The 12,818-nt window shown below is 47.6% G+C and carries 9 protein-coding genes; 4 read left to right on the top strand and 5 right to left on the bottom strand.

Features of this window, described 5'->3' with window-relative positions; translation table 11 throughout:
- Positions 1 to 25: 25 nt before the first annotated feature.
- The 4 genes from pafA to EPL05_RS11160 form a co-directional block, all read right to left on the bottom strand.
- Entirely contained in the window at positions 26 to 1,690 is a 1,665-nt protein-coding gene (gene pafA, locus EPL05_RS11175; RefSeq protein ID WP_128534045.1) for an alkaline phosphatase PafA, read from the bottom strand.
- A 90-nt stretch (positions 1,691 to 1,780) separates the two neighbouring features.
- Positions 1,781 to 2,875 (bottom strand): acyl-CoA dehydrogenase family protein, encoded by a 1,095-nt coding sequence (locus EPL05_RS11170; RefSeq protein WP_128534044.1) that lies wholly within the window; start codon positions 2,873 to 2,875, stop codon positions 1,781 to 1,783.
- 1 nt (position 2,876) lies between these two features.
- Positions 2,877 to 3,497, bottom strand: coding sequence for a nicotinamide riboside transporter PnuC (pnuC, locus tag EPL05_RS11165; protein ID WP_128534043.1), 621 nt, complete (start codon positions 3,495 to 3,497; stop codon positions 2,877 to 2,879).
- Positions 3,498 to 3,501: 4 nt separating this feature from the next.
- On the bottom strand, positions 3,502 to 5,946 hold the full coding sequence (locus EPL05_RS11160; RefSeq protein ID WP_243837276.1) for a TonB-dependent receptor: 2,445 nt from the start codon (positions 5,944 to 5,946) through the stop codon (positions 3,502 to 3,504).
- Between the two features lie 450 nt (positions 5,947 to 6,396).
- Between EPL05_RS11160 and aspS the strand changes: the two genes are divergently transcribed.
- From aspS to EPL05_RS11140, 4 genes are all read left to right on the top strand, one after another.
- Positions 6,397 to 8,151: an aspartate--tRNA ligase gene (gene aspS, locus EPL05_RS11155; protein WP_128534042.1), complete on the top strand. Its 1,755-nt coding sequence runs from the start codon at positions 6,397 to 6,399 to the stop codon at positions 8,149 to 8,151.
- 21 nt (positions 8,152 to 8,172) lie between these two features.
- The gene (locus EPL05_RS11150; protein ID WP_128534041.1) at positions 8,173 to 8,640 is read left to right on the top strand and encodes an FKBP-type peptidyl-prolyl cis-trans isomerase; all 468 of its coding nucleotides are present in this window, start codon (positions 8,173 to 8,175) and stop codon (positions 8,638 to 8,640) included.
- Positions 8,641 to 9,110: 470 nt separating this feature from the next.
- Positions 9,111 to 10,415, top strand: coding sequence for an amidohydrolase (locus EPL05_RS11145; protein ID WP_128534040.1), 1,305 nt, complete (start codon positions 9,111 to 9,113; stop codon positions 10,413 to 10,415).
- 416 nt (positions 10,416 to 10,831) lie between these two features.
- A complete protein-coding gene (locus tag EPL05_RS11140) occupies positions 10,832 to 11,152 on the top strand; it encodes a low molecular weight protein tyrosine phosphatase family protein (protein ID WP_128534039.1) in 321 nt (106 codons plus the stop codon).
- 62 nt (positions 11,153 to 11,214) lie between these two features.
- On the opposite strand, the gene EPL05_RS11135 is transcribed toward EPL05_RS11140, so the two are convergent.
- Positions 11,215 to 12,744, bottom strand: a complete 1,530-nt coding sequence (locus tag EPL05_RS11135) for a serine hydrolase (protein WP_128534038.1) — start codon at positions 12,742 to 12,744, stop codon at positions 11,215 to 11,217.
- Positions 12,745 to 12,818: the final 74 nt, after the last annotated feature.

Here is a 12,818-nt window from a genome sequence, read left to right as displayed (position 1 = left end):
TCCGGAATTCCTTAATTCTGATACTCTAATCTTTAAACCATTTAAGCACCTCGCCAATTGGTGCGCCTATGTTGCCGCTTGGGGCTTGTATATGTAATAAGGCAGCAAGTGTAGCGGCAATATCAGTCATGTACGTTTCGCGTACCAGGCTGCCGTGTTTAATACCCCAGCCCATAAATACCAGCGGGATATGCGCGTCGTAAGGGTTCCAGGTGCCGTGGGTAGTACCGGTGCCCCCATGCCCACCGTACCAACCCGGTTTCAGGATGATCTGGATAACGCCGCTGCGTTCTACATTGTAGCCGTTAATGATCCGTGTGCGCAGGTCTTCGGGGATATTGGCCGTTTGCGCCCTTTGCAAATCAACCGCGTAAGCAACTCCAGACTGTTTTTGCAAAGCGACTATACAATCAGCCTTTAACGCTTCTTCACTAATGGATTCTTTGTTGATAAGAACGTTGTTAAAGTTTACCTGGTAGTTGTTCAGCCCCAAAACCAGGTTTTTTTGCTTGTATTTATCTTCTAATAATTTATTCAGCTGCGTACGCGCGGCACTTTCGTCCCAATACCCTGCGGGGATATTATGGTCTATTAAAAACTGCGGGTTGTGGGCCGCGCCATGGTCGGCAGTTAAAAATACGCTGTAGTTACCTTTACCAACTTTAGCGTCAAGGTAAATAAAAAACGCGCTCAGGTCATTATCCAAACGCAGGTAGGTATCTTCTACCTCTACCGAGTTCGGCCCAAACTGGTGGCCCACATAATCTGTTGACGACAGGCTCACCGCTAAAAAATCGGTCACTACGTTTTTGCCCAGCTGCTCGTTATCAACGGCGGCTTTGGCTAGATCAAGTGTTAAGGTGTTTCCATAAGGCGTGCTACGGATCATCCCCGCGTTGCCTTTATACAATATCGAAGTTTTAATAGGGAAGGTAGGCGCATCGGTTCCGCCGAACTTACCCTCGTATTTGGGACTGTTATCCGGCGCGCTTTGCACGTAAGTATTAATAGGGTACAGCGTGTTCCAATCCTGATTCAGATATTTTTCGGCGTTTTTTTGGCTGTTGAAGGTTTTTACCCAGGCAGGCAGATCGTTCATATAGAAGGTGCTGCTGATCCAGCTGCCGGTGGCATCATCAAACCAATACGCGGCGTTAGCCACATGCCCTGCCGGGAGGATTCCGCCGCGGTCTTTCAAAGCGATACCGATCACTTTCGAGCGGAAGTTTGTGGCCAGTTTCAATTCATCGGTAATAGTTGTGGCCAGCAAGTTACGTGGCGACATTTTGCCTGCAGCAGAAGTACTGCCTACGGTATTTACGGTAGAATCGGCTGTGCAATACATGGATTTACCGGTTGCCTGTATAATAAAATCGTTGCCTGCCATGCCGTGGATAGCCGGCACCGAACCGGTGTACACAGTGGAATGGCCTATGGCGGTTACCGTTGGGATATAGGGGATCAAGGTATTTTCGCAGGTAAAGCCCTCACTCAGCATTCTTTTGAAGCCGCCGGCCTGGTAACGGTCGTAATAACGGTAGAGGTAATCCCAGCGCATTTGGTCAACTACGATGCCTACCACCAACTTTGGGCGGGGTAGGGCTGATGAGGCTGCTGTTACTTTTTTATTTTGGGCCGATACGCCGGTTGCGATAAGAAGTACCGCGAAGAACAGGGATCTGAATTTCATACAATAGCAGAATTAAATAACGCAAATATGAACAATGATATGAATTATCAGTGTGATATTTGCGTTACGTAATGGTTAAGCAGCGAAGCATTATTCTGCAAAAGTAAGCAGCGCATGTTGGCAGGCAGTATGCAGATCGCGCCATACGCGGTTAATTTCCGTAACGGGCAATGCAGCAAGCAAGCCGCAGTAGGGATAAAGCTTGTCTACACATTCGCGCGCTGTTCTTGCCAATATCCGGCTGGTGTGGCTTACCTCTTTTAATAAACCGATATCTGTAGGCTGCTGCCAGGATGCATCCACAGCGGCAAAAAAATCCTGCCGCGTTTGGTTAAGCTGTGTAGTGGCGGTAGTAAGCTCGCTCTCCATAAGCGCCACATTGGCCTCATTTACCCGGCGGATGTTGGTAGCCTTATACGCGAACGCCGGCACGCAAAGGTCTATAAAATGAACCGCCATGCCCGATAGGTTGGCCGCGAGCGTGGCCTCTGCCAGCTGCAAAAACGGGTAGGTGTATAACAGCGAGGGAATCGCCGCCGCGGCGGCTTCAATTTTAAAACACCTGCTTTTATCCACATAAAGGTTATTCACCTCATAGGCATCGCTGCCTGTGGCTACCATGCCCATATATTTCCAGCCTGGCAGGAGGGTTACATCGGCCCGGTTGAGTATAAAGGGTAGTATCAACTGTGCGCCATCATCATCCAATTCCGGTTCCTCGCCATTGGTAATCAGGCAGTTTACGGTGATATAGGTAGCGTGATGCACGCCGCTGGCATACTTCCAACTTCCATTGACAATATAGCCATCGCCTGTAATGGCAGCGGTACCAGTAGCGGCGCCACTTCCGGCAATGCACGCTTCGGTATCGGCATAAACCTGTTTGGCAACGCCGGGTTGTAAAAAACCGCCGAACCAGCCTGCGCCGCAGCACAAAGTTACTACCCAGCCCAGGCTGCCATCGGCCCAGCTAAGGGCTTCTTCTGTCGCGATGAGTTGCGGCAATGGCGTTTGCAATCCGCCATAAACAGCAGGCGCAAGCAGATTGAACCATTGCTGCTGATAGATCAATTTTAATTGTTCGGGATGCAGCTTGCCCAGTTTCTCTGCCTCCGCGGCGTGGCCGCGAATAGTTTCTACCCAACCCGGCAACAGGCGGGCGGAAGGGTGATCTGTATAAGCCATATCAGCTTGCAACACTGATTAAATGTTCTTTAATAATGATCTTGCGCCAATCGTAATAACCAAAAATGGCCACCACAAACAATATCAGCGTAAGCACGGCAAACATCACCAGGTTTTTATGATAAAGTAAGGGGATGGCAAACAGGTTACTGATGTTTAGCAGCACCCAGTTCTCTATTTTACGCCGGGCCAGCAGCCACATCCCCGCCCAGGCGGTAGAAGATACCCAGGCATCCCAAACGGGCACGGTAGATTGTGTGAAGTTCACCAGCATCAAATACAACAGGCCCCAGCCGGCAAAGACTATGAGCAGGGTAATTATCCACTCGCGCTTGTTGGCGTAAGCCACCTGTACGGCGGGCTGCCCGCGCTTTTTTATCCAGTGATGCCAGCCGTAAACGCTCATCACTACGTAGTAACCGTTCAGCAATAACTCGGCATATAAGGCCACCTGCAGCAGCAGGTAAAGCGAAATTAAAGTGGCGGCTATACCGGTTGGGTATAGCCACACTTTATTGGCACGCGCCAGCAGTACTTCGGCAACGCCTAATATTACGGCGAGCCATTCCAGCCAGGTTGTAGCCTTTAGTTGTTCTATAAAAAGGGCTATCCAGCTTTGCATCCGCCTAAAAACTTAAGCTAACCGATGCCAGGAAGTTGCGCGTGGCCTGCGGGAAATAGTAGTTATAGTTCATCACTTGCCCACCTTCAATATCTGGATATGTCGCGCCGTTGGCCTCGTATTTTTTGCTGAAGATATTGTTCACCAGCAAGCCCAGCCCAATGTTTTTAACCGATCTTATACTGAAGTTATACCGCAGCCTTACATCGCTCACAAAATAACTCTTCAGCAGCCTGTCGGTTACAAAAACATTAACGCCGGATGAAGCGAAGCCTGCTGGATTGGTGTTAGATGTATTATCCAGGAATTGCCTGCTTATGTACTTGCTGACGAACGCAATTTCGCCGCCCTTAAAAGGCGACAAGCTGATCTCGCTGGAAGCGATAAATGACGGCGAATAAGCGATGTCGGTTTTCTTTAGCAGGATAAATGCCTGGGTGTCGTCATCGTAGTTATTTAAAAACTGGCCGTAATTTTTTATCTTATTGGTGCTGATGGTTGCCGTTGCAGCCCAGCTGAGCGCTTTGGTAATTTTTACGCGGCCGTCCAGCTCAATACCCGCGCGATAGCTATCTTTTACGTTATTACGGATTTGCGCGCCAACATCATTTAACGAGCCGGTTAGTATCAGCTGATTTTTATACAGCATATAAAACAGGTTGATGCCGCCTTTAAACGCGCCGGTGCTGGTGCGGTAACCTGCTTCAAAATCTTTCAGGTTTTCTGCTTTGGGCCTGCTGGCGGGGGTGCTGTTGGTATAATCGTCGCGGTTAGGCTCGTGGTTACCCACTGCGAAGGAAGCGTAGATATTGTTCTGTGCATCGAACTCATAGGTAACGCCCACCTTAGGATTGAAGAAATTGAGCGTAGTATTTTGCTGCACATTGTTCAAATTCCTGTCGAAACCTAAGAATGAATAATAAATGCGGCGGTACTGCATATCGGCAAATATGATGGTGTTGCCTGTTTTCCATTCGCCACGGCCGAAGATGTTAAAATCATTCTTTTCGGCGTCGTCGCGGTAGTACTCATAATTTGGCGGAATGCCCGCGCTTTGTTTGGTGTAAATGATGTTGCCAAAATGTGCGCCGGTATAGCGGTTGTAAGCACCACCCAAAGTGAAGTTGAGATTATCCTGCGGCAGGTATTTTAAAGCGTAGGTAACGCCATAAAAATCGTTATCCAGCCAGCGGCGGCGGGCAAGGTCTGTTTTGGAAATGGTTGTGCCTCCAATAACTACAGGCGTTAAGCCATAATCAGCTACCTTGGCATCGGTTTTAAATTCCTCGTAATATCCCTTGCCTTTTGTATAATGCAACGCACCGCTAAAGGAAACCTTATCAGATAATTTTTGATCGTATAGTAACTGGTAGTGGTTTTGTAGATAATCATCCACCTGGTCTTTATAATAAGTACCATCGGGCATCAGGCCCAGCTCGTTATAGCGGCGTCGGTTGGGGATACTCTCATCGCTGATGATATAATCGGGGATGCCGTTCCATGCCTGGTATGTCCGTTCGTAACCCGAGAAGATATTGGCCCGCAGGGTGCTGGTAGCCCCGTAATATGCGCCGCTCACAAAAAACGATTTCAGCTGTGAAGATGCCCTATCGATATATCCGTCAGATTTGATTCGCGATAAACGACCGTCTACACTGAATTTACCACCCAATAAACCCGTCCCCAGGTTAATGGTGTTTTTTACCGAGCCGTAAGAACCTACCGAGTTGTTGATATCGGCATAACCCGTATCCCGGCGCGTAGTGGTTTGGATGTTGATACTACCGCCGAACGCGCCTGCGCCATTGGTTGATGTACCTACGCCACGCTGCACCTGGATGTTGTTGATGGATGAGGTGATATCCGGCAGGTCCACAAAATAGGAGCCCTGGCTTTCCGAATCGTTGTAAGGGATACCGTTGATGGTAACGTTTACCCTGCTTGCGTCGCTGCCGCGGATTCGGATGCCTGTATAGCCTATACCCGCGCCTGCATCTGAAGTAATCACTACCGATGGGGTTTGGTTAAGCATATAAGGCAAATCCTGGCCAAAGTTGGTTTTCTCCAGGTCTTTTTTGCTTAAATTGGTAAATGCCGTTGGCGAATTATGGCCCGCACGGGTGGCGGTAATTACCACTTCTTCGGCACTGAAAACGCCGCTGGTAAGGGTAAAGTTAACCGACTGGTTGCCGCTTAAAATAATTGTTTTGGTAAACGTTTGATAGCCTACAAAGGTGGCTTTTAAGGTGTAACTGCCTGCCGGGACACTCCCCAGGCGGTAGTTGCCGTTCACATCGGCTTGTGTGTTTAAGGCCGGGTTTACCAGGCTAATGGTTGCGCCGGGCAATACATCGCCGGACTGATTGGTGATTTTTCCGCTGATGGAAAATTGAGCCGATGCCAATGCAGGCAACAGCAGGGCGAAGAGCGCCGCAAATAAATTTTTCAAATGTGTTAAACAAAAAATGAGTTAAACCATCTGTCGCCAGGGTAATGCGCCAGTACACTTAACTTGTTACCTCTCCCTACGCCGGCATTACCCGGATCAGGTGCATGGGTTGAGTTTTAAGTGGTAAGTGTTGGGTTTGAGTTATAAAACTCATTACTCAAAACACAAAACTCATAACTACAACACCAATGGGTTTGATCTCAGCCCGTCTTTCAGTTTGGTAAAATAACCTGCAGATTATTTTTAGTACACCAAAGCAAGGCACCCCTTGAGAATTATAGCGCAAATATAGGGAATAAGATGTGAGATGTGAGACATTAGATTTGAGAAAAATCCGCATCGTACCGGTATTTGCGCTCGCTATTCTAAACTTTCTTTGCTCTCATATCTCATATCTCACATCTCATATCTCAAAAAATATTACTTTTGCAAACTTTTTAAAAAGGAATTATGCTTAGAACACATACCTGCGGGCAATTAAATATCAGCAATTTAGGGGAAACTGTTACCCTTTGCGGATGGGTGCAAAAATCGCGCGATTTGGGCGGTACCACTTTTATTGACGTACGCGACCGCTATGGCCTTACCCAACTGGTTTTAAACGCCGATACCGATGCCGGCCTGCGCGAAGCCGGCCGCCAGCTGGGCCGCGAGTTTGTAATTAAGGTTAAAGGCAAGGTGGTAGAACGTTCTAACAAAAACACAAAAATTGCTACCGGCGAAATTGAAATTACCGTTAGCGAACTGGAAATTTTGAACGCCTCTAAAATACCTCCCTTTTTAATTGAGGACGAAACAGACGGCGGCGAAGAGCTGCGTGCCAGATACCGTTACCTGGATCTGCGGCGTAACCCTATCCGCCAAAACCTGGTGCTGCGTCACAAAATGGCGCAGGAGATCCGCAAGTATTTGGACGGATTAGACTTCATCGAAGTGGAAACACCGGTGCTGATCAAATCTACCCCGGAAGGCGCGCGCGATTTTGTGGTGCCAAGCCGCATGAACCCGGGCGAATTTTACGCCCTGCCGCAATCGCCACAAACGTTTAAGCAATTGCTTATGGTAAGTGGTTTCGACCGTTACTTCCAGATCGTTAAATGTTTTAGGGACGAGGACCTGCGCGCCGATCGCCAGCCGGAGTTTACCCAGATAGACTGTGAGATGTCGTTCATTACCCAGGAGGATATCCTGAATATTTTTGAAGGCCTTACCCGCCACCTGTTCCGCAACGTAAAAGGGCTGGAACTTGGCGATTTCCCGCGCATGCAGTACGCCGATGCCATGCGTTTATATGGTTCTGATAAACCCGACACCCGTTTCGGGATGGAGTTTGTGGAACTGAACGATGTGGTAAAAGGCAAAGGTTTTAGCATTTTTGATAATGCCGAACTCGTTGTAGGTATCAAAGCCAAAGGCTGCGCCGGTTACACCCGCAAGCAGATAGACGAACTAACCGAGTGGATGAAACGCCCGCAAATTGGCGCTACCGGCCTAATTTATGCCCGCCATAACGAGGACGGAACTATCAAATCATCGGTAGATAAATTTTATAACGAAGAAGACCTGGCTAAATGGAGCGCTGCTTTCCAAACAGAAAAAGGCGATTTGATAATGATCCTGGCCGGCTCTACAGATAAAGTTCGCAAGCAACTGAACGAATTACGCCTTGAGATTGGCGGCCGTTTAGGCTTACGCGATAAGAACAAATTCGCGCCGCTTTGGGTGCTCGATTTCCCGCTGCTGGAGTGGGACGAAGAAACCGGGCGTTACCATGCCATGCACCATCCCTTCACCTCACCAAAACCGGAGGACATTGCAATGCTGGATACGGACCCTAAAAACGTACGTGCCAATGCATACGATTTAGTGATCAACGGTACCGAAATCGGCGGTGGCAGCATTCGGATCCACGACAGAGCCCTGCAATCGCTGATGTTTAAGCATCTCGGCTTTTCACCGGAAGAAGCGCAGAAACAGTTTGGCTTTTTAATGGATGCCTTTGAGTACGGCGCACCTCCGCATGGCGGTATCGCGTTCGGGTTCGACAGGCTTACCTCTATCTTTGCCGGGCTTGATTCTATCCGCGATGTGATCGCCTTCCCTAAGAATAATTCGGGCCGCGACGTGATGATAGATTCGCCATCAACCATTGCCGATGCGCAGATGAACGAGTTAAAAATAAAAACAACTGTATCATTATCTTAAATTTTGCCGTTACCCTTGTATATGAAAAGATATTTATTAGTCCTTAGTTTATTTATAATCGGCTGCTCCGCCTGTAAAAAAGAAGCGAAATTTGATGCAGCGGCACAAGCAGTTAAAGATGAGGCCGCTATCCAGGCTTTCCTTACGGCTAACCCAAGCATTACTGCCACAAAAGATGCATCGGGTGTTTACTACCAGATCATCACCCCCGGCACAGGCACAAACCCCACATTATCTTCAACGGTTACCGTAAACTACGTAGGTAAATTGTTAGATGGTAGCCAATTTGATAAAGGCACAGGGACTACCTACCCGCTAAGCGGCTTTATACAAGGCTGGCAAAAAGGTATCCCCTTTTTAAAACCAGGCGGCCGCATGCTGCTTATCGTACCATCGGTATTAGCTTATGGCAACAGTTCGCCGGGTGCGGGCATCCCTGCAAACTCGGTACTGGTATTTACTATCGATCTGTTAAGCGTCACTAACTAAATTCAATAAAAATTTTATCGGAAAGCGCCTTGTTATCACAAGGCGCTTTTTGTTTTGGGTGGATAGTCTAAAAGCCCTTTCCCTAAATCATCCCTTCCGATATAACAAAGGGATTGCCGGTCACAATTTCTCTTAACTTAAAAAATGCCCGCTGCTGTTGCGATAAAAAAGTTTACAAAAGTTTACACAATTCAATGTGTTAACAATCTAAATATCTAATAATCAATATATTAAAATTTTACAGGGTTTACATATATATTGAATCATTTTTGCCTACCAGTTAATTATTATCGGCTGTTAGCTTTGGGACAATTGTGCAATTGGTGCGAATAAATACGCTTATAACAGCCAAAACGGGATAGCAACCCTGGCGCATATACAGGGTACTGCCATATTTAAGCGCTTTAAACACATCCATGCTTTTCTCCTGCAAATATTTATATTTAGAAAAATTACCAAACCCCTCCCCAATGAAAAAACTCCTCCTGCTTGCCTTAACCGTAGTTTCGCTATCTGCTTCGGCACAAAACAGCGCTTCCAATAAAGTCATCAGTGCCAAAGCAGATGCCTTGCAGGATAAAATTATAGCCTGGCGGCGCGATTTCCACGAACACCCCGAGCTGGGGAACCGCGAGGTGCGCACATCGGGCATTATCGGCAAACATTTAAAATCGCTGGGAATAGAAGTACAAACCGGCATTGCCACCACCGGCGTTATCGGGATCTTAAAAGGCGGCAAGCCCGGCCCTGTAGTGGCCCTGCGTGCCGATATGGACGCCCTGCCGGTTACCGAGCGGGTTCCGCTCCCCTTCGCGTCGAAGGTGAAAACACAATATAACGGGCAGGAAGTTGGCGTAATGCATGCCTGCGGTCATGATTCGCACATGGCCATCCTGATGGGCGTTGCCGAAGTATTGGCCGGGATGCAAAAGGAGCTGCGAGGCACCGTAAAATTTATCTTTCAACCTGCTGAGGAAGGCGCACCCGCGGGTGAAAAGGGCGGAGCAGAGCAAATGGTGAAAGAGGGTGTACTGGAAAATCCAAAGGTTGATGTCATTTTCGGGCTGCACATTAATTCACAAACCGAAGTGGGCAAAATTGTTTATCGCCCCGGTGGCACCATGGCCGGCGTAAGCGATCTGCAAATTACCGTTAAAGGCCGCTCCGCACATGGCGCTTATCCATGGAGCAGTATCGACCCTGTAGTGGTATCGGCACAGATCATCAGCAGTTTACAAAGCATTGTGAGCCGCAACGTAAACGTTACCGAAAACCCCGCTGTGGTTACCATTGGTGTAATACAGGGCGGTTCGCGTTTTAATATCATTCCCGAAAGCGTAAAAATGCAGGGCACCGTCCGCTACTTTACCGAGTACGACGAAAAACTGGTGACCGACAATGTACGCCGTATAGCCACCAAGACTGCCGAAGCCTACGGTGCTACAGCAGAAGTGATGCTGCCCTTTAGCAACCATTACCCGGTTACCTTTAACGATGTGGCCCTTACCGCCAAAATGCTGCCATCATTAGAGGCTGCAGCCGGCAAAGAAAACGTAATGCTGCGCCCGCCTGTAACCGGTGCCGAAGATTTCAGCTTTTTTCAGCAGAAAGTACCCGGGCTGTTTTTCTTTTTAGGCGGGATGCCAAAAGGCGGTAATTCGATAACCGCGCCATCGCATCACACACCCGATTTTTATTTGGATGAGAGCGGTTTTACGCTTGGTGTGAAAGCGCTGTGTGATTTAACGCTTGATTATATGGCTAAAAGCAAATAGCATATTAACTATAAAATTAAGGGCCTTATGAAACAGGTTACAGTTATTTTGATTTTATTTTACTTGTTTTCGTTCGTTGATCTGAACGCGCAAACAGTTAAATCAAAATCAATCAACTTTAGAAAAACGCCATCCGCATATCTTCTTTTCGATAAATTCCGGCTTGATAAAAATACAGCAATAAACGTTTTTAGAAAGCATTTCTCCGGCCGCTACGATGAAGCCACTAACGGGACCGATATAGACCTTTACACCGTTTTGTTTTTACATACATCAGCAAAATCAAAGCATCAATGGATGTTGTTTTTCGATACGCCGACCGGAAAGCTTTTTAGGGCAGATTACATTCAGAAAGAGGGTCGCTTGTGTTTTATAATAATGGTAAATAACGTCGAACAAAACGAACTATCTAAGTAATGCCCAACCTCTTGTTCATCTGTAGTAAAAACCAATGGCGCAGCCCCACGGCCGAACTGCTTTTTAAAAACCACGCGCTGCACCAAGCCCGCTCGGCTGGCACAGGCGATAAGGCAAGGGTAAAGCTAAACCAAAAAATGCTGGATTGGGCCGATGTGATTTTTGTGATGGAATACCGCCACCGGGATATAGTTAAACAAAATTTCTGCTTAAACGGCAGCGCTATCGTTGTTCTGGATGTCGAAGACCTCTACCAATTTAACGACCCGGAACTGGTGGAAATACTACAAAATAGTTTAGCAGCGTATTTGTCAACTTAGGCGTCAAGGGAGTAAGGCGTATCAATCCGAAACCGAAAATCCCACTTCCGAATCCTTCCCCTTTAATCTATCTTCTTAAAATCATACGGATTATACTCAATAAAATCGGCTACCTTAACCCTAACGCCGGTTACTTTATTGTTGGTTACGTAAAAAGGAAATACCGCTTTACCCAGGGTTGGGTCGCTAAAGGTTACGTAAAAGCGGTTGCCGCCCAGGGCCTGTAGTTTGGCGTACATTTTGGGATGGTGCTCAAAACGCATTTCCAGGATGCCGTTCTCCCCAGCCGTTATAGCCATATTACCATAAAAATCGTTTGTGTATTTACCGGTATAATCGTTTAGTGATAATTTGGGTTTAGGTGCCAGGGCAACGGTATCGCTTAGCTTGCGATCGGTTACCAACTGCCTGGTGGCGGCGGCCTTATATTGCGAAAGGTAAACCTCGCTGTAATTACGAAACTTCTGTTTAAAATAGGCGTCCATTATTTCCCAGCGCAGCGCATCATAAAATTCATTCTGGTCGGAATTGGTGAGCACAATAATGCCCAACTTATCCTGCGGCACCAGCGTAACCGAAGTAAGGTAGCCGTTTACCCCGCCCGAATGCATAAAAATGCGGTGGCCCGAGTAATCCTGTATTTGCCAGCCCAGCCCGTATAGCTCATAGTTGGTTTCGCCGTTTAAGTGTTTTACACTGCCCACAATATCCTGTGGCTGCCGGGTAGCCTGTATGGCCGCCGACGCGATAACCTGGCGGTTGCCCACTTTACCGTCATTCAGCAGGGCCATTACCCATTTGCCCAGATCATTAGCCGATGAACTGATAGAACCCGCCGGAGCCAGTCCATCAATATTGCAGTAAGGGATAGCGGTTAACCGGTTATCAACCAGCGTATGCGGCACCGTTCGGTTAAGCGCCTTAGGCATATCGGCACTAAGCGCCAGGGTGTTACCCATACCCAGTGGCGCAAAAATACTTTCTTTCAAATAAACCTCCCAGGGCTTGCCTATTACCCTTGGGATAATTTCGCCGGCGGTTAAAAAAGCGGCGTTAGTATAGCCCCAGGTAGTGCGGAAGGGGTAAGTCGCCTTCATTTTACCAAGCCTGTCTATCACCTCGTAGCGGGCCAGGTTGGTGTTATAAAAAGTAAAATCGCCCTGAAAGGTACGGAAGCCTAACCGGTGGCAAAGCAGGTCTTTTACAATGGTTAACTCTCCTGCGGCCTTGTTATCCAGCTTAAATTCGGGGATATATTTGGTAACCTTCTCATCCAGCGAAAGCTTTTTATCGGCCTGCAGTATGGCCAGCGCGGTGGCTGTGAATGCCTTGGTATTACTGCCTATCATAAACAGGGTGTTCTCGTCCACCTTGTTCATCAAGCCAAGTTCTTTAATGCCGTAGCCTTTCATCAAAACTATTTTGCCATCCTTTACAATGCAAACCGCCGCGCCGGGGATACGCCAATTGGTAAGCGCCCGGTTAATGTAGCTGTCAAGGCTATCTTTCAGGAATTTACTGCGGTCGGCATTTTGGGCCTGGGCAGTAACAAGGGCAAAAAAACTTAAAACAAGCAGAGAGATTTTTTTCATCCGTAGAGGTATTAATTTAAAGGCTTTAAAATGCTAATTTAACGCAAAATTTACCGGGGCGTTGTTTTGTTAAC

It is taken from the genome of Mucilaginibacter gilvus (genome assembly GCF_004054195.1).
Lineage (GTDB): Bacteria > Bacteroidota > Bacteroidia > Sphingobacteriales > Sphingobacteriaceae > Mucilaginibacter > Mucilaginibacter gilvus.
This window is presented reverse-complemented; position numbering and strand designations above follow the sequence as displayed.